The organism is Neisseria sp. HMSC31F04 (assembly GCF_001807735.1).
GTDB lineage: Bacteria > Pseudomonadota > Gammaproteobacteria > Burkholderiales > Neisseriaceae > Neisseria > Neisseria elongata.
On sequence record NZ_KV790750.1, the window covers coordinates 1 to 23,857 of the forward strand.

Below are 23,857 nucleotides of genomic sequence, written 5' to 3' on the forward strand. Positions count from 1 at the left end.
TGAAAGCTTGAATCGGCTTCCAGACGGCGTTTTAGATTATCGTTGTTTAACAGGAAAGCGGAGGAGTTGAATGTAGTCACCAACTTGCGGCTAAGCAACGGGCTTCGTCTAGTCGTGCGGGTGTACCGACATCCAGCCAGAGGCCGTTGTGGCAGTGGCCGCGTACTTTTCCGGCAGTCATGGCTTCGCGCAGCAGAGGGGCAAGTTTGGCTGTACGGTGTGGTGCGGTTTCGGCGAACAGTTCGCTTTTGTAAAGGCCGCAACCGCTGAAGGTCAGGCGTTCGCCACCGCCTTCGGCTCGGATTAGGCCGTCTGAAAGTAGTGAGAAGTCACCGGCGGGGTTGTGCGGTGGATTTGCGGTTAGCCAGAGGTAAGCCAGGCCGTCTGAAAGCAAGGTTTCGCTTTGGCGGACGGCGACGGAGAAATCGATGTCGGTAAGGATGTCGCCGTTGATGACGAGGAAGGGATCACTGCCGAGCAGTGGCAGGGCGGTGGCGATACCGCCGGCGGTTTCCAGCCCTTGGCCGCCTTCGGCAGAGTAGGCGATGTGCACGCCGTAAGCTGCGCCATCACCGAAAGTGTCTTCGATTTGTTGTCCGAGCCAGGCATGGTTGATGACGATTTCTCGGATACCAGCGGCGGCCAGGCGGCGCAGGTGCCAACCGATTAGGGGCTCGCGGCCGACTTGGAGCAGGGGCTTGGGCGTGGTATCTGTGAGCGGGCGCATCCGTTCGCCGCGTCCGGCTGCGAGTATCATGGCTTTCATGTTAATCCTTTTTGAGCAGTTGTGTGTGGAGGCTTTTTATGCCGTTTGGGGTTTTAATCGTTCGTACGGTTTTGCTTTTTTGTTAAGTGATTTTTTCAATTCTATTTACAGGCCGTCTGAAAGCTTTTCAGACGGCCTGTTTTTTATTTGCCGATGCAGAAGCGCGAGAAAATCACGCCCAGCAAATCGTCGGCGGTAAATTCGCCGGTGATTTCGCTGCACGCGTTTTGGGCGAGGCGCAGGTGTTCGGCGAAAAGCTCGATTTGGTTGTTGTCGCAAAGGGCGGCGTTTTCCAGCTCGGCTTCGGCTTCGTGCAGGGCGTTGAGGTGGCGGCTGCGGGCGAGGAACAGGCTTTCGCTTTCGCCCTGCCAGCCGACTTCCTGCAACAGCGCGTGTTTGAGCAAATCGAGGCCGGCGCCGGTTTTGGCGGACAGGCTGATGACGGTGTCCGCGCCGGTTTGCGCGAGGCCGTCTGAACGGACGGCGACGGGTTCGCCGGTCAGGTCGGCTTTGTTGTGGATTTCGATTTTTTCCAAACCTTCGGGGAGGTTGTTCAAAATGGCTTGGGTTTTGGCGTTCAAGCCTTCGCGCGGGTCAATGAGAATCAGGGTGACATCGGCTTCGGTGACGGCTTTGCGGCTGCGTTCGATGCCGATTTGTTCGACCACGTCGTCGGTTTCGCGCAGGCCGGCGGTGTCGATGATGTGGACGGGCACGCCGTCGAGGGTGATTTGTTCGCGCACGGTATCACGGGTGGTGCCGGCGATGTCGGTTACGATGGCGATGTCGTCGCCCGCCAAGGCGTTGAGCAGGCTGGATTTGCCGACGTTGGGCGCGCCGACGAGGACGACGTTCATGCCTTCGCGCAAAATCGCGCCTTGTTCCGCGCTGGCGAGGACGGTTTTCAGACGACCTTGCAGGGCTTGGAGCTTGCCGCGCGCGTCGGCGGCTTCGAGAAAGTCGATGTCTTCTTCGGGGAAGTCGAGCGTGGCTTCGACCAACATCCGCAGGGTAATAAGGTCGTCCACCAGCTCGTGTATGTGTTGGGAAAACGCGCCTTTGAGCGAACGCAACGCCATGCGCGCGGCGGATTTGCTGGAGGCGTCGATGAGGTCGGCGACGCTTTCGGCTTGGGCAAGGTCGAGTTTGTTGTTGAGGAAGGCGCGTTTGGTAAATTCGCCCGGCTCCGCCATACGCGCGCCCAGTTCGAGGCAGCGCGAGAGCAGCATATCCATCACGACGGGGCCGCCGTGTCCCTGCAATTCAATCACGTCTTCACCGGTAAAGCTGGCGGGCGCGGCGAAGTAGAGCAGGATGCCGTTGTCTATCGGCTGTCCGTCGCCGCCGAGAAAGTCGGTATAAAGTGCGGTGCGCGGTTTGGGCGTTTTGCCGCCGCTGAGGGTTTGCGCCAAAGGCAGCAGGTTTTTGCCGGAAAGACGTATAACGCCGACGCCGCCGCGTCCGGGTGCAGTGGCGATGGCGGCGATGGTGGGTTGGGATGCGGACATATGCGGTTCCGTTTCTGGGTTGGCGGATGAGAGGCTGTCTGAAAGTGCGGCTCCAACAAAGTTTGCAAAGCAAGCAGGGGTTCTGCAAAACTTATGCTGCATTCAAATCAAATTCAGTATTTCAATCCCCGTTTTGCCCGCTGTGCGGAACAGGCAAGGCAGGTATCTTCATTTTTACCGGTCAGAGCATACGGCTTTATCGGGAAGCAGGAGGCTTTTTTCAGACGGCCTACCAGCCGACGTTTACGCCGTATTCGCCCAACAGGTTTTGCAGTCGTTCGAACAGTGCGGCATCAGCGTTTATCTGCCAGCGGCGTTGCAGGTCCAGCTCGCCTTCGGCAGTGTCGTTGCGGTAACGGACGCGCAGGGGGATGCCTTCGCGGCCGCTGCTCCGGTATTGCGCCAGCAGGTTCAGCAGGGCTTCGATGTCGTGTTCGGGGCGGCAGGTCAGGGTGAGGTTGCGGGCGAATTTTTCCCGCGCCTGCGGCAGGGTCATGACGCTGTTGGCATTGATGCGCAGCTCACCGCCGTTGTAGTCGTTGCGGCTGACGCGGCATTCCATAATCAGAACCTGGTCTGTTTTCAGGATGTTTTTGGATTGTTCCAATAATTCACCCGCGACGATTGCTTCTGCCGAACCTTCGGTGTCTTCCAATCGGACGAAGGCCAGTTTGCCGTTTTTGCCCATGATGGTGCGGATGGCGGTGGCGAATCCGGCCACACGAACGCTGTCCTGCGGTTTGAGTTTCGACAGTTTCTGCGGCGCGAAGCGGCGGATTTCTTCGGCATAAGGGCCGAAAGGGTGGCCGGAAAAATAAAAGCCGATGACGCTTTTTTCTTCCGCCAGTTTCACCGCGTCGCCCCACGACGCGGTTTCTACCATTTCTATCGCGCCGATGGCATCTTCCGCAAAGTCAAACAGGCCGCCTTGGTTGGCATTGGCCGCCTGTTGTTCGGCGTTGCCGATGGCGAGGTCGATGTTGGCCAACAGCATGGCGCGGTTGGGATTGATGCCGTCGAACGCACCGGCCTTAATCAGCGATTCCAGCGTGCGCTTGTTCATGTGTTCTTTGCCCATTCGTTCGCAAAAATCGAACAGGTCGCGGAAGCGGCCGTCCTGTCGTGCTTCAACGATGCTTTGTACCGCGCCTTCGCCTACGCCTTTGACTGCGCCCAGCGCGTAGCGGATATGGCGTTCGCCGTCGGGGGTGAAGAGGTAGTCTGATTCGTTGATGTCGGGCGGCAGGAAGGTGATGCCGTTGGCCAGCGCGTCTTCGTAAAACAATTTGAGCTGGTCGGTGTCGGTCAACTCGCTGGACATGGTCGCCGCCATAAATTCGGCAGGATAATGGGCTTTGAGCCATGCGGTCTGGTAGGAAATCAGGGCGTAGGCGGCGGCGTGGGATTTATTGAAACCGTAGCCGGCGAATTTTTCCATGTAGTTGAAGATTTCGTCGGATTTTTCGCGCGAAATGCCTTGTTTCGCCGCGCCTTCGGCGAAGATTTCGCGGTGTTTCACCATTTCTTCGGGCTTTTTCTTACCCATGGCGCGGCGCAGTAAGTCCGCGCCGCCGAGCGAGTAGCCGCCGATAATCTGCGCCGCCTGCATCACTTGTTCCTGATACACCATAATTCCGTAGGTCGGCGCGAGGATGCCTTCGAGCAGCGGGTGGATGTATTGGAATTCCTGACCCTTCATACGCGCGACGAAGTCGGGGATGTTGTCCATCGGGCCGGGACGGTAGAGCGATACGAAGGCGATGAGTTCTTCAAACTTGGTGGTGTGCGCCGTTTTCAGCATTTTTTTCATGCCGGTCGATTCGAACTGGAATACGGCGGTGGTGTTCGCGTCGCGGAAGATTTTGTAGGCGGCTTGGTCGTCAAGCGGGATTGTGCCGACATCGACAATATCGCCGGTGGTATTTTTGATGTTGTGCTGCGCCATTTCGATAATGGTCAGGTTGCGCAGGCCCAAAAAGTCGAACTTCACCAAACCCACGTCTTCCACGTCGCCCTTGTCGTACATGGATACGGGCGAGGCGGATTCGTCTGCCTGATACACGGGGCTGTAATCGGAAATCTTGCCCGGCGCAATCAACACGCCGCCCGCGTGCATACCCAGACCGCGCGTCAAATCTTCCAGCTTTTTCGCCAGCGTAATCAGTTCGTCCGCTTCTTCCGCTTCAATCAATTCCTGAATTTGCGGCTCCGCCTTCATCGCGTCGTCCAAACCCAGAGGTTTGTTGGCTTCCAGCGGAATCAGCTTAGACAGTTTGTCGCACAGGGTAAACGGCAGCTCCAACACGCGACCTACGTCGCGGATGACCGCTTTGGACGACATTGTGCCGAAGGTCACAATCTGGCTGACCGCCTCCGCGCCGTATTTTTCGCGCACATATTCAATCACGCGCCCGCGGTTTGCCTGACAGAAGTCCACGTCGAAGTCGGGCATGGAAACGCGTTCGGGGTTTAGGAAACGTTCGAACAGCAGCGCGTATTTCAGCGGGTCGAGGTCGGTAATCTTCAGCGAATACGCCACCAGCGAACCCGCGCCCGAACCGCGTCCCGGCCCTACCGGACAGCCGTGCGTTTTTGCCCAGTTGATAAAGTCTTGTACGATAAGGAAATAGCCGGGGAATTTCATCTGGATGATGATGTTCAACTCAAAATCCAGCCGCTCCTGATATTCCGGCATTTTCGCCGCCCGCTCCGCCTCGTCGGGATAAAGCTGAACCATGCGTTCCTGCAAACCCTCGTTGGACAGCTTCACCAGATAATCGTCCAGCGACAGGCCGTCCGGTGTTGGGAATAAAGGCAGGAAGTTTTGACCCAGTGTAATGTTCAGGTTGCAGCGTTTAGCGATTTCCACCGTGTTTTCCAAGGCTTCGGGCAAGTCGGCGAAACGTTCCGCCATTGTTTCCGCACCGACAAAATATTGGCTCGGGGAAAATTCGCGCGGTCGTTTGCGGTCGGCCAGCGTCCAGCCTTCGGCAATGCACACCCGCGCCTCGTGCGCGAGGAAGTCTTCCGGCTCGAGGAATTGGGTCGGGTGCGTGGCCACCACGGGCAGATTCAGCTTCCGCGCCAAGGCCGTGCTGCCTGCCACTGAACGCTCCCACTCCGGTTTTTCGGGCAGGCGTTGCAGTTCGAGGTAGAAAGCGTTTGGAAACAGGGCGGCATACTTTTCTGCCGCCGCTTCGGCCGCCGCTTCGTGGCCGTTCATCAGATTGAGGCCGACTTCGCCGTAATGCGCCCCCGACAGACAGATCAAGCCTTCGTTGCCGCCTTCGCCCAGCCATGCCAGTTTCAACTGCGGCAGGCGGCCTTCTTCCTGACAGGTGAAGGCGCAGGTGAGCAGTTCGCTCAGGCGTAGATAGCCGTTGTGGTTTTTAACCAGCAAAAGGGCGCGGAAGGGTGTGTCGGGGCGGTCGGGATTTTCGATGCGCACGTCTGCGCCGATGACGGGTTTGATGCCCGCTCCGCGGCAGGCTTTGTAGAATTTCACGAGGCCGAACCCGTTCATCAGGTCGCTGATGCCGAGTGCGGGCAAGCCTTCCGCCAAGGCTTTTTTTATCAAGGCCTTCAGGCGCACCGTGCCGTCGGTGATGGAGTATTCGGAATGCAGGCGCAGCGGGATGTAAACGGGATCGGACATGGCAGGGACTTTGCGGAAAGGTTTCAGACGGCCTCCGGCGGGGCGGTCAGGCGGAACAAATACAGGGCGTATTGTAACAGAGAGGCCGTCTGAACATGCGGAAACACATTTTCAGACGGCCTTTCTGCCCGGCAACGGCGTTTCAGCTTTTCGGGGTGCAAAAGAAGGAATACAGCAGCCGTACGGTGTCGTTTACCCGTGGGTCGGCAATGTAATACTGCCGCTCCCGGTGGTTGGCCTCGCAGGACACCAACCCGGCTTCGCGCAGCAGTGCCAACTGGCTGGACATCGCCGCCTGCGGCAGTCCGGCCGCTTCGGCCAGCTCGGTTACGTTGTGCGGCCGCTCGTGCAGTTTGCATAACACGGCCAGACGGTTCGGATTGGCCAGCAGTTTCAGAAAAGCGGCGGCTTCTTCGTAGGGCGGTTGGTCGGCAGAGTCGGTCATATCGGTTTCTCGGCAAACGGGGGGAGGGGCGGCATTGTCGGCGATAACGGCTCCGTCGGCAACTTTCAGACGGCCTCCCCTGTCGTTTAACGGTTCCACGGCATGTTGGCCAACAGCCGTGCCATGCCGCAGAATCCGGTCAGCCCGGCCGTCAGCAGGCCTGCGCCGACTGCCGCGTTTATCAGGTAAAACCACGGCGACACCAGCCAACCCGCCAGTACGCCGAACAGAATCAGCCCGCCGGCAATGGTTTGCACCTGCCGCATGATATCGGGCGCGGCGCGGTCGGCTTCGACGGGCAGCCCGGCGGCTTTCCATGCCTGCAAACCGCCTTCGAGAATGTAGCACTCGCGCCCTCGGCCGAGTTCCGCCAACACCGCTTCCGCCATTGCCGTGCGTTTGCCGCCCAAACAATAAAAAATCACGCAGGGCGCGGCGTTGTCGGGCAGTTTGCCTCGATGCTGCTCCGGAGGCAGGGACAATGGGCCGCCGATATGCCCGCCCCGATATTCCGACTGGCTGCGGATGTCCGCCGCCAACGCGCCTTCGCGGATTTTGGCTGCCGCTTCGGCAGGGGCGATTAACGGGAGTCGTCCGTCCTTATTCATGGTTGGCCTTCTTTATTTTTTGTCAATTCGGCAGGTATTGATGCCCAATAAGCTGTACAGCACGCAGCTCCCCATCAGCGCGGTGGCCAGCGGCACGATCCCCAGCCATCCCCACCAGCCGATTTGTCCCGTGGCGGCTGCCGCAATCAATGCCACACCGATAACGATGCGGATAATGCGGTCTAAATTACCCAAATTCCGTTTCATTTTATTGCTCCTTGTCTGAGAATGAGTCACCTAAAAATAAATACATATAATAAAAATTATATATAATAAATAATATATCTCTAAGCAGGCTTTGTCAAACGGTTTGCGGCGGTTTGGGCTTTGCAGAAGTGCTCCACGTACGATTTAATGCCGTAGGAATCTGTCTTCCCAACGAAATTTTTGCTTTCAGACGGCCTGAACGTTTTCCGTTAAAATAGACCGTCTGAAAAGTTGTCAAACCGAAACATGATTCCGAAAGCCGCCTTATGCATGCAACCGTTTATCTGGAAAACGAAGAATACATCGCCTTGTGCGACCTGTTGAAACTGGCCGGACTGGCCGAAAGCGGCGGACAGGCGAAGGCTGTGATTGCCGAAGGGCTGGTGTTGCGCAACGGCGCGGTCGAAACCCGCAAAACGGCGAAAATACACGGCGGCGAAGTGATTGAGTTCGACGGCGCGGTGCTGGAGGTGCGCGATGGCTGCGACCCCGACGGCGAATAATGAAGCCGCGCTGCCGCCCGAACCCGTACCGCCCGAAGATTGGGAGTGCTGCGGCAGCGAATGCGGCGATGCCTGCACGTTTGAAATCTACCGCCGCGAAAAGGCGGAATACGAGGCTTTGAAACGGCAGGTGCAGGCGGATGCGCCGTCCGGGCCCTAAGCCGCCTTGTCCGCCGGTTCAATCGAACAGGGATTTTAACGCCGCCGAACTGCGCTTTCAGACGGCCTCCATTCCGTATGAGGCCGTCTGAAAGCCTAAATTCCAATACAGTTCAAACGAATGCGGCTAATCCGTACAACCCCGAAACTATTCCGAACCCTATCCATGTCCGTATCCGTTTCCACCGCCAAACTCAACCTGATCCTGCTGGCCGCCGCCAATGCCGCCAACCTGCTGCTGCTTTACGCCGCCTCGCACGCACCTTGGTGGGGGACGGCCGTGGCGGCCGCACTGTTTGCCTTGAGCAACAATACGATGTTTGCGCTGCTGCACGAAAGCGTGCACGGCTCGTTCGCGCCCGACAGGCGGCTGAACGCGTGGTGCGGCCGCCTCGCCGCCTTCTGGTTTCCCACCGGCTTTGCCGTGCAGCGCATGTTCCACCTCACCCACCACCGCAACAACCGTTCGCCGTCCGAGCAATTCGATACCCTGCACGACGGCGACGTGTTGTGGCTGAAATACGCCCAGTGGTACGCCATCTTTACCGGCCTTTATTGGCCGTGCGCCATCATCGGCGTGTTTTTCTATGCCGCCACGCCGCGTTTCGTCCGCCGCCGCTTGGCCGCACTTTTCGGCCGCCGTGGCGGCTTGCAGAGCGGGGCGGAAGACTATATCGGCAGCCTTGACCGCCTGCCGCAATTGTCCGCCCGTTTGGAAATATTCGGCTCGGCGGCGTGGCAGCTTTTCTGGGCCTGGCTGTTCGGCTGGACGTGGGGCGGCTGGCTGGCCTGCTATGCCGCCTTCGGCTTTGTCTGGAGTTCGCTGCAATACACCGACCATGCCTTCTCGCCGTTCGACTGCAAAAACGGCGCGTGGAACCTGCGCGTGCCGCGTTGGCTGCGGGCGGTTTTCCTCAACTACCACCTGCATCTGGCGCACCACCGGCATCCCGAGCTTTCCTGGCGCGAACTGCCCCTCCATGCCGGTGAAGGGCCGCATTTTTTCGCCGTTTGGCTGAGCTGCTGGCGCGGGCCGCGCCGTCCCGAAGATTTTCCGGTATTCAAACAGGGGCGTATCGAATGAACGCCGGCCTGCCGCATCCGCGCCGTTTCTTCTTTGTGCTGGCCGCCCTGTTCGCCCTGCTGTTCCTCGCGGGCTACGGCGGCAGCAATTTGATTGCCGCGTATATTCCGTGGCACATCAGCCCTGCCTTGTCGTTTGAGTCCGCCATCCCCTTCCTGCCCGCCTGGAGTGCGGTTTACCTTACCGTACCGCTGCTGTTGGCGGCTTCCGTCCGTTGGGCCGACTGGCGCGAAACTTGGGTGTTGTTTGCCGTTTTGACCGCCGAATTGGCCGCCGCCTGCCCGTTTTTCATCCTCCTGCCCGTTCAGACGGCCTATCCGCCGCGTCTTGCCGAAGGCTTTTGGCAGCCGTGGTTCGCATTGGCGGATCATTTGAGTATGGCGCACAACCACCTGCCCTCGCTGCACGCCGCCTTCGCCTGCACCGCGGCCCTTGCCGCATGGAGGCATTCGGCGGCACGCTTCGCCCTGATTGCACCGTGGGCGGCAGCCGTCGTTGCATCCACCCTCCTGATACACGAACACCACCTGTCCGACCTCGTGTGCGGCGCACTGTTGGCCGCCGCCGTCTGGCACACTGTCGGCCCGTGGGCGCGGCGGCCGGACATCTTGCGGCGCGTATCCGCCGAATGGCAGATGCTGCTCGAACAAGCCGCCTTCGCCCGCCGCCACCGCCGCTACGCCCTCATCAGCCTGATTCTGGCCGCGTACAGGCTGCGGCATCCCGCGCGCGGCGGCCTGCTGGTGTCGGGCTATTGCTTTTTGCAGGCCTTCGACGACCTGATGGACGGCGACCGACAGACGGCGCGCACGGCCGATGAAGAAGCCCGCCGCCTGATACGGGAATGGCGGCACGGCCGTTTCGACGAAAACGACCCGTACAGCCGGCTGGCCGCTGACTTCAGAGGCCGTCTGAAAACGAGCGAAGCGAGTTTCTGCGAAGCTAAAACGAAGGCAGTGAGTTCTTGCGAAGCTAAAACGGATATAGAGGGTTTGGGCGAAGCCAAAGCGAATGCTAAGCATTCCGGTAAAACGGAAACCGTCCTACCCGCCGCTGCTGCCCGTTTCGCCCTCACCCGCACCCTCGGGCTGCTGCACACCATGCACCTTGACCGCCTGCGTGCCGAACGGGCGCAACTGTGGACTGGAGCCGAAATCGCCGCCCAGCACCGCCGCACCTTCACCCGCTCACTCGACCTGCTTTTGGCTGCCTTGGGCTCATCCGTGCGCGGCCGCGACCTGCCCGAACTGGTCGATGCCTTGGGCTGGTGTTCCACCATGCGCGACCTGCCTGAAGACCTGCGCGCGGGCATCGTCAATATTCCGTCCGAACTCTGGCGGCAGACAGGATGGCCGTCTGAAAAACGGCACGACCCCGCCGCACTGAGTGCCGATGCGGCCTTCCGCGATTGGATGCGGCAGGAAAGAAGCCGCGCCCTGCACCTGCTCGACCAAGCCGACCGCCGCACCGCCGTCCTGAACGACGAAACCGCACGCCGCATCTCAAACCTATTCGCCTGTTCCGTGCGCCGTTTCGCCGAACAACGGCTGCCCGCCCGCTACCCGTGGCTAAACGGGCCGACGGATCAGGCCGTCTGAAACGCGGCTTCGGCGGCACAAAGTTTATGCAAACCAAGGGCGGTATGGCGGGTTTTATCGTGAATTAAAATAAAAAATACCCGCCATCGCCATGCCTGCGCAGGCGGGAATCCAGGGTTTGCGTTTTCAGGAATGGATAGGAAAGGGCGGTTATCCGACGGTTCGGGTTTCCGCCTGCGCGGGCATGACGATATGGAGCGTTCTTAATTTGAATTTACTGTATTTGAAGTCATAATCGGACAAACCGCCCGCCGCACATTAAAGGAGAATCACGCATGACCAACGACCGCTGGCAAATCCACCGCCACCTTGCCGAACAGGCCGACCAACGGCTGCAAATCGTCAAAACCGTCCCCCGCCGCATCCTCCTGGCCGGTGCCGACGGCGATAACAGCCGCCGCCTGCTTGCCGCCCGCTACCCCAAAGCGGCCTTTGCCGAATACGACCCCCGCCCCGAATGCCTGCGCGACGCGGCCGACAAACGCGGCGGCGGCCTGCTGTCCAAACTGGCGGGGAAAACCGTCCCCCAACACTGCCAAGCCCTTTCCGCCCCCCTGCCCGAAGCCTCGGCCGACATGCTGTGGAGCAACCTCGGCCTCGCCACCGAACACAATCCCGTGGCCGTTTTCGCAAGCTGGGCGGGCGCACTGCAAACCGACGGCCTGCTCTTCTTCACCCACTTCGGCCGCGACACCCTGCTCGAACTGACCGACACCCTGGCGCAACAAGGCATCGCCGCCCGCCGCCCCGCCCTCATCGACATGCACGACCTGGGCGACATGCTGGCCGACAGCGGCTTCTACGACCCTGTAACCGACACCGCCCGCCTGAAACTGGAATACCGCACCGCCGACACCTTCCTGCAAGACATGGACATCCTCGGCCTCTGGCACGCGCTGGACTTCGACGACCCGGCCGCCGCCCGCCCCGCCATTGCCGGACTGTGGCAGCGGCAAACCCCGCCCGAGCTGACACTCGAAACCGTCTTCGGCCACGCCGTCAAGAAAAAAATCCTGCCTGCGGGCGAAAACGAAGTACACTTCTTCCCGAAAAAAACCTGAACAGCCGCCTTTTCAGACGGCCGCCAACCGAAAGAGGCCGTCTGAAACACCCGCGCAGCCCGTTCCATCAAGCAACAACCCACCCGAAGGAAAAAACATGCAGAAATACACCCGCCGTACCGCCCTGACCGCCCTGTGCGCCCTCCTGCTCACCGCCTGCCCGAGCAGCACCAAACCCGGCGGCAGCCAACCCACGGTTACCCGCCAAAAACCGCAGGCCGTCGTCGCCATCGCACTGGGCGGCGGCGCATCCAAAGGCTTCGCCCACATCGGCATCCTCAAAGTCCTCAAACAACACAACATCCCCGTCAAAGTCGTTACCGGCACCAGCGCGGGCGCGATAGTCGGCAGCATGTACGCCAGCGGCATGTCGCCCGACCGCATGGAACTCGAAGCCGAAATCCTCGGCAAAACCGACCTCGTCGACCTCACCCTCTCCACCAGCGGCTTCATCAAAGGCGAAAAACTGCAAAACTACATCAACCACAAAGTCGGCAACCGCCCCATCCAGCAATTCCCGATTAAATTCGCCGCCGTCGCCACCGACTTCTCCACCGGCAAAGCCGTCGCCTTCAACAGGGGCAACGCCGGACAAGCCGTCCGCGCCTCCGCCGCCATCCCCAACGTCTTCCAGCCCGTCGTCATCGCCGGCCGCCGCTATGTGGACGGCGGCCTGACCCAGCCCGTGCCCGTTACCGCCGCGCGCGGCCAAGGCGCGAACTTCGTCATCGCCGTGGACATTTCCGCCAAACCTACAGCCTCGCCGAGCAAAGACTTCCTCTCCTACCTCGACCAAACCCTCAACATCATGAGCACCTCCGCCCTCAACGGCGAACTGTCCAAAGCCGACGTCGTCATCAAACCGCAGGTTCAATCGCTGGGCGCGGTAGGCGGATTCGACCAAAAAGCGCAGGCGATCAAAATCGGCGAACAAGCCGCCCTCGCCGCCCTGCCGGAAATCAAACGCAAACTCGCCGCCTATCGCTACTAAACATAAAAAAACCTATTAAAATATACTCTTGCATTTTAATTGCATTGCACACACAGCACTTTTACGATAGGATGAACAAACCCTCAGTAAATTAACTTTGGAACAATTCATGAAAACAAATACCGTAATGAATAAAAAACTATTAGCCTTGGCAATAAGTGCATCCCTCATGACATTATCTGCCGGGGCATATGCGGCTGACCACTTTATCAGTATCGACGGTACTGCAGCCGACGGCAACTATAATAATGATGCGGCTGCGGCCGGGACTAAAAACATCGTGATTGGCTCAAGTACGGTTATTTCCCCAGGCACGAACAACATCCTCATCGGCAATGGTGTCAAAGTCAAACCGGGAAGCAGCGGTAATGATGCAAATAACAGCGTAGCTATAGGCAACGGGTCGGCTGCAAATCAAGGTTCTGCAACCTCCGTCGGTGTAGAAGCAGAATCAGATGGCTGGGGAGCAAGTGCATACGGTTACAAGGCACAGGCAAAAAATACCGGGGCTGCGGCGGTCGGTAACTGGGCCGTAGCAAGCGGGACCTACTCTACCGCTATAGGCACATCAAGCAAAGCCGAAGGAGCCTATTCGATCTCCTCAGGGGTTTCTGCTGTAGCAAAAGGCAATCAATCGGTCGCCTTAGGCTTGAGTTCGGGTGCCGATGTCGATAACGGCGTAGCTTTAGGAGCGTATTCAAAAGCCACTGTCGATAAAGGGGAGGCAGGGTACGATCCGAGCGGGAAAAATTTGACTGGTGCCGTATGGAAGGCAACCCACGCCGCAGTTTCGGTAGGTAGCTCTGATTCTTCAAAATTGGTAACCCGCCAAATCAATAATGTGGCAGCCGGTACTGCAGATGCTGATGCGGTCAATGTTGCTCAACTGAAGGCACTAAATGCGGTCAATACCGAACAATTAAGGACATTGGAAGAAAGGCTTTCTACAAGGCACGATTCTGTTCTAAATCACGTCCGCGAAATCGAAAGTAAAATTTACGATATCGGCAAAAAGGCAGATGCTTCTGCTGCATCCGCTATTGCCCAGGCTTCAATCCCGCAGGCGACTAAAGCAGGTACCGCAGGTATCGGCATCGGTACGGGCGTTTATAGCGGGCAATCTGCTATCGCTGTCGGCTTCTCTGCCGTCACTCCCGGAGAAAATTGGGTATTCAAAGGCAGCATATCGTCAAATAGTAAGGGAAAATTCGGTGCAGGTGCGGGCGCACTATATCAATGGTAGTCTTTAAATTGTGCAAGCCAAGCACGACATGAATCGGGAAAGGCCGTCTGAAACCGTTTCAGACGGCCTCCCTTCATCCGCCGCCAAAAAAGCGCGATAAGGCCGCCGTATCCGCCGTTTGGGGCATTAAGTACCTTTTCTGCCTGATAAAAAGCATCTAATCCGAAAAAATATTTAAAACGAAGCATAATATATGGCTGAGGCTGCCTGAAAGTGCGGCTTCAAAGAAGCTAAAACCGGACTTCGGCACAGCTAAAACATCTCGGTTTGCGTTAGAATGCGCTTTTTTTTGTAAAGGCCGTCTGAAAAGGCGGGAATACTATGTCCGGACAACATACACACGCTTCGACTTGGCAGAGCAAACTCAACGCGCTGGGGCCGGGAATCATGATGGCGTCGGCGGCGGTCGGCGGTTCGCACCTGATTGCCTCCACGCAGGCGGGCGCGCTCTACGGCTGGCAGCTCGCGCTGATTATTATTTTGACCAACCTGTTCAAATATCCGTTTTTCCGTTTCAGCGCGCACTACACGCTGGATATGGGCAAAAGCCTGATTGAGGGCTATGCCGAGAAAAGCCGCGTTTATTTGTGGGTATTCCTGATTTTGTGCGTGGCATCGGCCACAATCAATGCGGGCGCGGTGGCCGTCGTAACCGCCGCCATCGTGAAGATGGCGATTCCTTCGCTGACCTTGAATGTCGGTGCAATCGCCGCGCTGATTATGGCTTCCTGCCTGATTATTCTGGCGAGCGGACGCTACAAAGCCTTGGACAACGTTTCCAAAATCATCATCGTCAGCCTGACGATTGCCACGGTCGCCGCAGCCGCCATCGCCATGTCGCGCGGGATGCAGATGAAGCCCGACTTCATCGAGCCTACCCCGTGGACATTCACCGCTTTGGGCTTCCTCATCGCGCTGATGGGCTGGATGCCCGCGCCGATTGAGATTTCGGCCATCAATTCGCTGTGGGTTACGGAAAAACAGCGGCTCAATCCTTCGAGCTACCGCGACGGCATTTTCGACTTCAACGTCGGCTACATCACCAGCGCGGTGCTGGCCGTCGTTTTCCTTGCCTTGGGCGCGTATGTGCAGTACGGCAACGGCGAGGCGGTCAAAATGAAGGGCGGCGAATACGTCGGACAGTTGATCAATATGTACGCCGTTACCATCGGCGACTGGTCGCGGCCGATGGTGGCGTTTATCGCCTTCGCCTGCATGTACGGCACGACGATTACCGTGGTGGACGGTTACGCGCGCGCGATTGCCGAGCCGGTGCGCCTGCTGCGCGGTAAAGACAAAACGGGCAACCTCGAATTGTTTGCCTGGAACGTTTGGGTCGCAGGTACGGGCTTGGCGGTGATTTTCTGGTTCAACAGCGCGATGGCCGAACTGCTCAAATTCGCCATGATTACCGCCTTCGTTGCCGCCCCCGTGTTCGCCTGGCTGAACTACCGCCTCGTCAAAGACGACAAACGCCACAAGCTGACGGCGGGCATGAATGTCCTCGCCATCCTCGGCCTGGTTTACCTGATCGGGTTTACCGTATTGTTCTTGTTCGACTTGGGCGGCGCATTCAAAGATTTCAAATAGGCAGTTGAAGGAGAGGCCGTCTGAAAACACAGTTTCAGACGGCCTCAAACCTATCCCGGCCGTTTTCCATTACAATCCGCCCCATGCAAAAACTAATCTTCCTCCTCTGCCGCATCCTTGCCGCCCTGCCGCTGAAAAGCCTGCACGCCATGGCCGGTTTCTGGGGCGGCCTCGCCTTTTACCTGTTGTACAAAGACCGCGCCCGCATCCGCGAAAACCTGCAAATTGCCGGGCTGCCTGCGGACGATGCCGCCGTTAAAAAAGTATTGCGCGAAACCGCCAAAGGCGCGTTGGAACTGCCCGTGGCCTTTTTCAGACGGCCTGAAGACATTGAAACCCTGTTTCGCGAAGTGCACGGCTGGCAGCACATCCAAGCCGCGTTGGACGCGGGCGAAGGCCTGCTGCTGATTACCCCGCACCTCGGCAGCTACGACCTGGCCGGACGCTACATCAGCCAGCAGCTTCCCTTCCCGCTGACCGCCATGTACAAACCGTCGAAAATCAAAGCCTTCGATGCCGTCATGCAGGCCGGGCGCGTACGCGGCAAAGGCCGTACCGCCCCCACCAGCATCCAAGGCGTGAAACAAGTCATCAAAGCCCTGCGCGCGGGCGAGGCCACCATCGTGCTGCCCGACCACGTTCCCGCACCGGAAGAAGGCGGCGACGGCGTATGGGCGGACTTTTTCGGCCGACCCGCCTACACCATGACTTTGGCCGGCAAGCTGGCGCAAGTCAAAGGCGTGCGCGCACTGTTTTTCTGCGGTGAACGCCTGCCCGCCGGCCAAGGCTTCGTCTTACACGTCGAACCGTTGCAAGGCAGCTTGAACGGCGACAAAAAACACGATGCGGAAATCATCAACCGCAATGTCGAATACTGGATACGCCGCTTCCCCGACCAATACCTGTTTGCCTACAACCGCTACAAACACCCCGCCGGCGCGGAAGAGCGGCCGTCTGAACAGGCCGTCTGAAAGCACATCTTCCGCAAGAATGCCGCGCTTCTGCGAAATTTACGGCGTTAAAACGGGCTTTCAGACGGCCTTCGCAGCGGGAAAACGGAAATAACCGAAGCTGATGCGGTTACCGTTGCCACCCATCCTGCCGATACCGTTCTGATAAGGAAACGCTGATAAAATACAGGCAAATCTTGGACAAACCGACTGCCCGTCTCCTTGCTCTTTAAGCAAACATTTGGAAACGTCGGTAGGTTTATATGATTTGACGGATATTTTTACTTTGCAAAAATTCCCGGAATATTTGTTTTTGATGACCTGAGTCCGAATCGGGTTTGGGGTTGGGCAAATCGTCCAAGTCCAATACTCAAAAGGCCGTCTGAAAACCTGATTTTAAGTTTTCAGACGGCCTTTTGATCGTGAAACCGTAAGAGGCAGGGATTCCATCTATTACCATTCACGTCCGGATGCAAAAATTGGGCTACGCAAACTTTCATGCCGTATATCCGACAAACGAAGACAAAATTGCCATTAAAATTTAAAGGGGTTGCCCGAAGCTCTGTTTCAGGATGTTCAGCTCCCCTTTTATTATCAAGAATGGCAAAACCATCCGTTTTTAAAACGTATAGCCTGTTTCCAATTCATCGTCGCCGACCAAATCCACCAACAGCGCGTACAGCGGCGCGAGGTCGGTATAGCGGCGCGAGGCGCGGCGCAGGTAGTTGAGGAAGCGCGGGATTTCGGGGCGGTATTTGTCTTTGCTGTCGCGGTGGTAGAGGCGGGCGAAGATGCCGGCGACTTTCAGATGGCGTTGTACGCCCATCCATTCGAACCAGCGGTAGAACTCGTCGAATTCGGCCGGAACGGGCAATCCTGCGGCGCGGGCTTTTTCCCAGTAGCGGATGACCAAGTCCAGCACGAATTCTTCTTCCCATTCGATGAAGGCATCGCGCAGCAGCGATACCAAGTCGTAGGAAATCGAGCCGTATAAGGCATCTTGGAAATCAAGCACGCCCGGCCGGCCAGCAGACAGCATCAGGTTGCGGATGATGTAGTCGCGGTGGACGAACACTTGCGGCTGCGCCAAGAGCGGCGGCAGCAATACATCGGTAACCTGTTGCCATAGCTGTTTTTGCTTGAAGTTGAACGGTTTGCCCAATTCTTTGGCGGCAAACCAGTCGGGGAACAGGTTGATTTCGCGCAGCATGACTTCGCGGTCGTAAGGCGGCAGCACATCGGGGCGGCTTGCCTTTTGCAAAACGATCAGTTCGTCTATCACCTCCAACAGCAGGGCTTTATGTGCCGCCTCACTGCCGTCGTGCTGCATGGCGGCGAGGTAAGTGGTGCTGCCCAAATCGCTCAGCGCGGCAAATCCCAGTGTTTCGTCGGCGTGATAAACCTGCGGCACATTCAGCATGGAAAACAGCTTTTGCACTTTCAAATAGGGCGCGATGCTCATTTTGTCGGGCGGTGCGTCCATGCAGATGACGGTTTGGCCGTCTGAAAAAGTAGCGCGGAAATAACGGCGGAAGTCGGCATCGGCGGCGGCAAAGGCCAGCTCGAAGGGACGGTCGGGATACAGGCTGTGCAGCCAGTTTTGCAGTTCGGATTGTCGTTGCATGGCGGTTTTACGGGGAAACGGTTAAAATGGCCGCCATTTTAACGGGCAAAATCGGTTTAAGGTGATACTTTGGCACGTTTATTTTTAGTCAAACCGCTGGCCTTGTCGGTCGGCATGGCGATTGCGGCGGGCGCGGCGGCGGAAACGCTGCCGTTGGGCAGTACCTGTCCGGCGTGCGCCGACGGCAAGGTTCAGACGGCCTCCGAGCCGGAAACGCCTTTGCAGCGCAGCGGCGAACCCGGGCTGCCCGTCGATTACACCCGCATCACCGCCGATGCCCTGCGCGGGCAGACCAATGTCGGCGTGGAGGCCAAAGGCGGCGTCATCATTGAGCGCAACCATCAAACCGTCAATGCCGAACATGTGTCGTACAACCAGAAAACCGATACGGTAAAGGCCGACCAAGGCTTTATTCTGGACGACGGCGAATCGCAGGTGCGCGGTTCGACGTTGGATTACAACCTGTCCGGCGGCAGCGGCCGCGCGACCGAGGTACGGCTTGAAACCGAACGCGAAGGCCGCCGTCTGCAGGCCGTGGGCAAAGAAGCGCGGTTGCAGGATAAAAACCGCTACACGCTGACCGAAGCACAGTTCAACACTTGTCAGAAAGGCGATGCCTCTTGGTACGTCAGTGCCGACAGCATCGATGCCGACTATGCGAAAGGTGTCGGCGTGGCCAAACATGCCAAGCTGGTCTTTCACGGCGTACCCGTGCTGTATGCCCCTTGGATGGATTTCCCGCTCAACGGCAACCGCAAGAGCGGCCTTTTGGTGCCGACCCTGAAAGTCGGCTCCAACGGCACGGAAGTCGATGTCCCTTACTATTTCAATCTCGCACCAAATTACGATGCCACGGTCAGTACGGGCATCATCAGCTCGCGCGGCATCCGTCTGGGCGGCGAATTCCGTTATCTCCAGCCGGATTATCAAGGCACGGTAAACGGGGTTTGGATGCCGTCCGACAAACGCAGCAAACACAACAATCGTTATCAGGCCGCCTGGAAACACAACCACCGTTTCGGTGCGGGTTTCAGCGGCGGGGTGGATTTCAACCAGGTTTCCGACAACGACTACTACCGCGATTTCTACAACCGCACCGACGTCGCCCGCAACGTCAACCTCAACCGTGAAGCGTGGTTGGATTACCAAACCGACGTACTCGGGGAAACCCTGACCGGAAAATTGACGGTTAAAAAATACCAAACCCTGGCCAATGCCGACGGTTACAAAGACGAACCTTACGCCATCATGCCGCGCCTGAGCGGCCGATGGCAGAAAAACTTTGCCGGCAACCTGTTCTCCGTCTACGGCCAATACACCCGCTTTGCACATGACAGCAAACAAGCGGGTGGCAGGCTGGTGCTTTATCCCTCCTTCAGCCGCCACCTGCACAACGACTGGGGCTACATCCGCCCGAAAGTCGGCCTGCATTACACCCATTACAGCCTTGACGGATTCAATGAGAAAAGCAGCCGCAGCGCAGGCCGCGCCCTGCCCATCGTCAATGTCGACACCGGCCTCACACTGGAGCGCGAAACCGGCCTGTTCGGCCGCGAACATGTCCAAACCTTGGAACCGCGCCTCTTTTACAACTACATCCCGACCAAGTCGCAAAACGACCTGCCTAATTTCGATACTTCCGAAAACAGCTTCAACTACGAACAGCTTTTCCGTGAAAACCTCTATTCCGGCCACGACCGCATCAACGCGGCCAACAGCCTCAGCGTCGCCCTGCAAACCCGCTATCTCGACAAAGCCACGGGCGCGGAACGCCTGCGCGCCGGTATCGGGCAGAAATTCTATTTCAAAAACGACAGCGTGCTGATAGACGGCAACATATCCCAAAGCAGCCGCAACCGTTCCGACTGGGTGGCTTTTGCCGACGGCGAAATCAGCCGCAGCGTCAGCGGTTACACGTCCGTCCATTTCAACGAAAACCGGTCGCGTTTCGACAGTGCCTCCGCAGGCATACGCTATCGTCCGCAAGACGGCAAGGTATTGGGCGCGCGCTATAAATACGGCCGGGACGAACCGATTTACCTGCAAAGCGACGGCACATACTTCCGCGACAAACTCAGTCAGATCGATTTGGCTGCACAATGGCCGATTAAGCAAAACCTTTACGGCGTCGCGCGTTTCAACTATGCCCTGAATGTGCGCCGGCCGCTGGACATCCTCGCCGGACTCGAATACAAAAGCAGCTGCGGCTGCTGGAGCGCGACCGCCGTCGCACAGCGTTATGTAACCGGCTGGAATATCGAACGCAACAAACCCGATTACAAAAATGCCGCATTCCTGACCCTGCAATTGAAAAACCTGAGCAACATCGGCAGTAAGACCGAAGACACACTCCGTCCGGCCATTCCGGGCTATATCAAAACCAACGAGGTAGTGAAATGAAACCCCAAAAAATCCTAACCGCCGCCCTTTTGGCCTGCTTTTTTCAGACGGCCTCCGCCGCCGACATTAAAACAGTAGACGGCGTTGCCGCCGTAGCAGGCGACAGCGTGATTACCATGCGCCAATTCGAACAGGCCGTTGCCCAGGCGCGCCGCCTGCCTGCCGCCCAGAGGCCGCCTGAAAATGAATTGCGCCAACAGGTTTTGGCGCAGCTGATTAACCAATCCCTCATCGTTCAGGCCGGAAAACGGCGCGGACTGGCCGCCACCCAGGCCGAAGTGGACGAGGCCGTCGCCCATGCCGCTGCCGAACAGAAAATCAGCGTAGACCAACTCTATGCCCGCGCCGCAAAAGCCGGCCTGAGCAAAGCCGCCCTGCGCCGTCAAACCGCCGACGCGCTGGTGGCGCAAAAAGTACAGCAACAGGCCATTTTGCAGAACGCGCGCGTCAGCGAGGCGGAAGTCGATGCCGCATTGGCACGGGCGCAGCAGCAGGGCGTCGCCATTCCCGAAGGCGAGGCTCCGCGCCAATACCGCGCCCAGCATATTTTGATTAAGGCGGAAAAAGAAAACGCCGTAGCCGCTGCCGAAGCCGTTATCAACAAAATCCGCGTGCAGGCGGAAAAAGGCCGTGATTTCGGCGAGCTGGCGCGACAGTATTCGCAAGACGGCAGCGCGGCGCAGGGCGGCGATTTGGGCTGGTTCGGCGACGGCATGATGGTGCCCGAATTTGAAAGCGCGGTGCAGAAACTCAAAAAAGGCCAAGTCAGCCGCCCCGTCCGCACCCAGTTCGGCTGGCACCTCATCAAACTCAACGATGTCCGCGAAGTCGGCACGCCTGAGGAACGCCGCCGCAACACCATCCGCCAATACATCATGCAGCAGAAGGCCGAACAGGCCGCAGGGCAGTTGCTGCAACAACTGCATGAAAGCACTTATGTCGATGTGCGGATAAAATAACCGGTTGCAGGCAAACAGGTCGGAGGCCGTCTGAAAATGTTTTTTCAGACGGCCTCCGAGTATTTGGGTTGCCCGGCAAGCCGCCCTGTCAAAACATTCATTTTAGGCGTATCATTTCCAGGTTTGACGAAAGGTTGAAAAATATGGCGAAAAAATTTCCCATTTACCCCAAGCATCCCGAGCGGATTTGCTGGGGCTGCGACAAATACTGTTCGGCCGAAGACCTGCAATGCGGCAACGGCTGCGAACGCATCCAGCACCCGTGCGAATTGGACGGGCCGGAATGGTACAAATCGGGCGATTGGAGCAATTTGTTGAGCGAGCAGCAGCAACGTGAGCTGGGCTTGCTGCCCGAGCCGCAGCAACCCAAAGCGGCAAAACCGCACATCAAGCTGCCGGCCAAACAAAAACTGTGCTGAGTGCAGCGGATTGACTTTAGACCGGTACGCATTACATCACCGCACCTTGGTTTGGGGTGATGGTCCTGATTTAAAATGAATCTGCTCTATTATGTTAAAGGCCGTCTGAAAAACACTGTGTCGCCACAGGTTTTCAGACGGCCTCATTTCTTATTGTCGGAATTTCTCCACTATTTGCCGGCCGAAGGTCAATCCTCCAGCGTTTGCAGCAAATCCAGCATGTTTTCCACTTCTTCCGCTTCGGTTGCGGCGAATCCCTTGGAGTGGCGGAACTCTTCCAGAATCGAACGGCCTTCGGATGAAAGGTTTAAATTGATGAATGCCGCTTTCACTTCTTCCGCCCGCGCTGCAGAATTCGGATGGAGCAGCATAACGTGGTGCATATCGTCAATTTGGCTGCGGATGATGGGGCGGAAGAGCCGTTTGCCGAAATCAGACAGGTTGTCATATGTTTCCGCCATCAGAAAACCGATTTCGGCACGTTTGTGGAAGACGGCGGATAAAACAGCTTCTTCCGAATTTTCCGCGAAGGCTTGGGTATTGCGTTCGTTCAGGTCGAAACCTTCCATCAATCTCATGCCGATCAGATACATATCTTTATCGGAAAAAGAGATTTTGCAGCCGGACTTGATGTCGCGGAGGCTTTTGTATGGCGAGTTCGAACGGCAGACGGCAACCATTTCATCCGAACCGCAGGCAGGTTTCAATAAGGGCATCCAGCCCTGCTCGCGAATCAGCTTTGAGGCGGAAAACGGATTGACGTATGCCATCCCGTCCTGTTGTCCGGCCAAAGTATCGGCCAGTTCGTCCGAATTTCCGGGCATATTGAGGTGGATGGTACAGTTCATTTCACGGCGGACGAAGTCCCCGAGCAGATACCAAGTACCGAAATGCGAAGGCAGATAGTCGGGGGCGATGGTAAATTGCAACATAGCTATTCTCTTTCCTGCGCGCAAAGCTGCTGATAATAATCGCTGATTTCCTTAACCATTTCGGAGGACGCCCTGCGTCTGACCGAAGTGTAGCCTTCGATTTTGCCGTTGCGGATATTGGGGATTACAGTAGCGTAAACCCAATAATAGCGGCCGTCTTTACGAAGATTTTTTACATAACCGTGCCATTTTTCCCCTTTGGAAACGGTATGCCACAAATCTGCAAATGCGGCTTTCGGCATATCGGGATGGCGAAGGATGCTGTGCGGCTGGCCGATCAACTCCTCGCGGCTCCATGCGCTCATGGTCACGAAAGCCTCGTTGGCATGAGTGATGATGCCGTTCAAATCGGTGCGCGAAGTAATCAATTTGCCGTCGGGAAATTCGACTTCCTCATCCAAAATATAGGATTGGTCATTCGCGGTATGCCTGTTGCTGCGGGAAAAGGCCTGGGACGGATTGCCCATAAAAATATGCGGATTCATGCTGCCGACTCCATATAGCCCAAGTGCCGGCGGATTTCTTCTACCGTACGGCGCAGTTGGACCAGCACCAAGCCCATGCGCGAACCTGCTTTGGTCGTGCTGACCAGTGCCAAATCATCGCTGATCTGCATCAGCAGCACTTCACCCTGCTGGCCTTGCAAAGTCATTTGATTGAAATTGCCGCAAGAGAGCAGGCGGGCAGTTTGGCCGCACAAGGACAACAATGCCGCAGAAAGCGAGCCGACGCGGTTTGAATCGATGTTCCGTTCCAATACGCTGACAATCGGCAGGCCGTCAATCGAAACGATGGCTGAGGAAGTCAGTGCGCCTGATTCGGCATGAAGGTTGTTTAAAGCATCATTTAATACTTCTTTTAACATTACAGTCTCCTCTGAATAGACGGTTTGGGGTGGAATTAAGCCTTAATAAAGCATCATAATAAATAATCTATTTAATACAATTAAATAGAACTATTTAAATGAGTGCTTACCAAGATATATTTCGTATTTTAATGATTACTATATCATCACTTTTTTGATTTGTATCAAAATCAGAATGAGAAATGTAAAAAAGTCTATACACCAATAGTAATAGTGCGGCCTTAAAAAATGACAAAAGGAAAAATGACATTTTGATTATTTAATAATCATTTGATTATTAAAATTAAAAT

General features: G+C 57.1%; 22 protein-coding genes. 12 read left to right on the forward strand and 10 right to left on the reverse strand.

What is annotated here, in order from left to right; all coding sequences use genetic code 11:
* Positions 1–76: 76 nt before the first annotated feature.
* From murU to HMPREF3107_RS00030, 6 genes are all read right to left on the reverse strand, one after another.
* Positions 77–766, reverse strand: coding sequence for an N-acetylmuramate alpha-1-phosphate uridylyltransferase MurU (murU, locus tag HMPREF3107_RS00005; protein WP_070451785.1), 690 nt, complete (start codon positions 764–766; stop codon positions 77–79).
* Between the two features lie 143 nt (positions 767–909).
* Positions 910–2,274: a tRNA uridine-5-carboxymethylaminomethyl(34) synthesis GTPase MnmE gene (gene mnmE, locus HMPREF3107_RS00010; protein ID WP_070451788.1), complete on the reverse strand. Its 1,365-nt coding sequence runs from the start codon at positions 2,272–2,274 to the stop codon at positions 910–912.
* Between the two features lie 229 nt (positions 2,275–2,503).
* Complete coding sequence (gene dnaE / locus HMPREF3107_RS00015) at positions 2,504–5,929, reverse strand: DNA polymerase III subunit alpha (RefSeq protein WP_070451791.1); 3,426 nt, start codon at positions 5,927–5,929, stop codon at positions 2,504–2,506.
* A 142-nt stretch (positions 5,930–6,071) separates the two neighbouring features.
* Positions 6,072–6,374: an ArsR/SmtB family transcription factor gene (locus tag HMPREF3107_RS00020; RefSeq protein ID WP_070451851.1), complete on the reverse strand. Its 303-nt coding sequence runs from the start codon at positions 6,372–6,374 to the stop codon at positions 6,072–6,074.
* Between the two features lie 86 nt (positions 6,375–6,460).
* Positions 6,461–6,982, reverse strand: coding sequence for a rhodanese-like domain-containing protein (locus HMPREF3107_RS00025; protein ID WP_070451794.1), 522 nt, complete (start codon positions 6,980–6,982; stop codon positions 6,461–6,463).
* 12 nt (positions 6,983–6,994) lie between these two features.
* A complete protein-coding gene (locus HMPREF3107_RS00030; RefSeq protein WP_041961223.1) occupies positions 6,995–7,189 on the reverse strand; it encodes a YgaP family membrane protein in 195 nt (64 codons plus the stop codon).
* A gap of 266 nt (positions 7,190–7,455) precedes the next feature.
* On the opposite strand from HMPREF3107_RS00030, the gene HMPREF3107_RS00035 reads away from it, so the two are divergent.
* The 9 genes from HMPREF3107_RS00035 (at position 7,456) to HMPREF3107_RS00075 (ending at position 16,389) form a co-directional block, all read left to right on the forward strand.
* Positions 7,456–7,692 (forward strand): RNA-binding S4 domain-containing protein, encoded by a 237-nt coding sequence (locus HMPREF3107_RS00035; RefSeq protein ID WP_070451796.1) that lies wholly within the window; start codon positions 7,456–7,458, stop codon positions 7,690–7,692.
* A complete protein-coding gene (locus HMPREF3107_RS00040; protein ID WP_070451799.1) occupies positions 7,667–7,852 on the forward strand; it encodes an oxidoreductase-like domain-containing protein in 186 nt (61 codons plus the stop codon). The genes HMPREF3107_RS00035 and HMPREF3107_RS00040 overlap by 26 nt, the downstream gene beginning before the upstream one ends.
* A gap of 165 nt (positions 7,853–8,017) precedes the next feature.
* Positions 8,018–8,935, forward strand: coding sequence for a fatty acid desaturase family protein (locus HMPREF3107_RS00045; protein WP_070451802.1), 918 nt, complete (start codon positions 8,018–8,020; stop codon positions 8,933–8,935).
* Positions 8,932–10,533 carry a squalene/phytoene synthase family protein gene (locus HMPREF3107_RS00050; protein WP_070451803.1) on the forward strand — a complete coding sequence of 534 codons (1,602 nt, stop codon included), beginning with the start codon at positions 8,932–8,934 and terminating at the stop codon, positions 10,531–10,533. The genes HMPREF3107_RS00045 and HMPREF3107_RS00050 overlap by 4 nt, the downstream gene beginning before the upstream one ends.
* Before the next feature lie 275 nt (positions 10,534–10,808).
* Entirely contained in the window at positions 10,809–11,594 is a 786-nt protein-coding gene (locus HMPREF3107_RS00055; RefSeq protein ID WP_070451806.1) for a methyltransferase, read from the forward strand.
* A gap of 97 nt (positions 11,595–11,691) precedes the next feature.
* The gene (locus HMPREF3107_RS00060; RefSeq protein WP_070451808.1) at positions 11,692–12,585 is read left to right on the forward strand and encodes a patatin-like phospholipase family protein; all 894 of its coding nucleotides are present in this window, start codon (positions 11,692–11,694) and stop codon (positions 12,583–12,585) included.
* 109 nt (positions 12,586–12,694) lie between these two features.
* Positions 12,695–13,828, forward strand: coding sequence for a YadA-like family protein (locus HMPREF3107_RS00065; RefSeq protein WP_083284567.1), 1,134 nt, complete (start codon positions 12,695–12,697; stop codon positions 13,826–13,828).
* A 321-nt stretch (positions 13,829–14,149) separates the two neighbouring features.
* The gene (locus tag HMPREF3107_RS00070; RefSeq protein WP_070451814.1) at positions 14,150–15,418 is read left to right on the forward strand and encodes an NRAMP family divalent metal transporter; all 1,269 of its coding nucleotides are present in this window, start codon (positions 14,150–14,152) and stop codon (positions 15,416–15,418) included.
* An 83-nt stretch (positions 15,419–15,501) separates the two neighbouring features.
* A complete protein-coding gene (locus HMPREF3107_RS00075) occupies positions 15,502–16,389 on the forward strand; it encodes a lysophospholipid acyltransferase family protein (protein ID WP_070451817.1) in 888 nt (295 codons plus the stop codon).
* A gap of 598 nt (positions 16,390–16,987) precedes the next feature.
* On the opposite strand, the gene amgK is transcribed toward HMPREF3107_RS00075, so the two are convergent.
* Entirely contained in the window at positions 16,988–17,992 is a 1,005-nt protein-coding gene (gene amgK / locus HMPREF3107_RS00080) for an N-acetylmuramate/N-acetylglucosamine kinase AmgK (protein ID WP_070451821.1), read from the reverse strand.
* A 69-nt stretch (positions 17,993–18,061) separates the two neighbouring features.
* On the opposite strand from amgK, the gene HMPREF3107_RS00085 reads away from it, so the two are divergent.
* The 3 genes from HMPREF3107_RS00085 to HMPREF3107_RS00095 all read left to right on the forward strand — a co-directional run bounded on the left by HMPREF3107_RS00085 (position 18,062) and on the right by HMPREF3107_RS00095 (position 21,770).
* Positions 18,062–20,392 (forward strand): LPS-assembly protein LptD, encoded by a 2,331-nt coding sequence (locus HMPREF3107_RS00085; RefSeq protein WP_070451823.1) that lies wholly within the window; start codon positions 18,062–18,064, stop codon positions 20,390–20,392.
* Complete coding sequence (locus tag HMPREF3107_RS00090) at positions 20,389–21,351, forward strand: peptidylprolyl isomerase (RefSeq protein ID WP_070451825.1); 963 nt, start codon at positions 20,389–20,391, stop codon at positions 21,349–21,351. The genes HMPREF3107_RS00085 and HMPREF3107_RS00090 overlap by 4 nt, the downstream gene beginning before the upstream one ends.
* A gap of 143 nt (positions 21,352–21,494) precedes the next feature.
* Positions 21,495–21,770, forward strand: coding sequence for a DUF3079 domain-containing protein (locus tag HMPREF3107_RS00095; RefSeq protein WP_070451828.1), 276 nt, complete (start codon positions 21,495–21,497; stop codon positions 21,768–21,770).
* A 188-nt stretch (positions 21,771–21,958) separates the two neighbouring features.
* On the opposite strand, the gene HMPREF3107_RS00100 is transcribed toward HMPREF3107_RS00095, so the two are convergent.
* Genes HMPREF3107_RS00100 through HMPREF3107_RS00110 form a run of 3 tightly spaced genes read right to left on the reverse strand, consistent with a single transcriptional unit; the run spans position 21,959 to position 23,567 of the window.
* Positions 21,959–22,702 carry a phosphate/phosphite/phosphonate ABC transporter substrate-binding protein gene (locus HMPREF3107_RS00100; protein WP_070451833.1) on the reverse strand — a complete coding sequence of 248 codons (744 nt, stop codon included), beginning with the start codon at positions 22,700–22,702 and terminating at the stop codon, positions 21,959–21,961.
* A 2-nt stretch (positions 22,703–22,704) separates the two neighbouring features.
* Positions 22,705–23,187 carry a PAS domain-containing protein gene (locus tag HMPREF3107_RS00105; protein ID WP_070451835.1) on the reverse strand — a complete coding sequence of 161 codons (483 nt, stop codon included), beginning with the start codon at positions 23,185–23,187 and terminating at the stop codon, positions 22,705–22,707.
* Positions 23,184–23,567, reverse strand: a complete 384-nt coding sequence (locus tag HMPREF3107_RS00110) for a roadblock/LC7 domain-containing protein (RefSeq protein WP_070451839.1) — start codon at positions 23,565–23,567, stop codon at positions 23,184–23,186. The genes HMPREF3107_RS00105 and HMPREF3107_RS00110 overlap by 4 nt, the downstream gene beginning before the upstream one ends.
* Positions 23,568–23,857 lie beyond the last annotated feature (290 nt).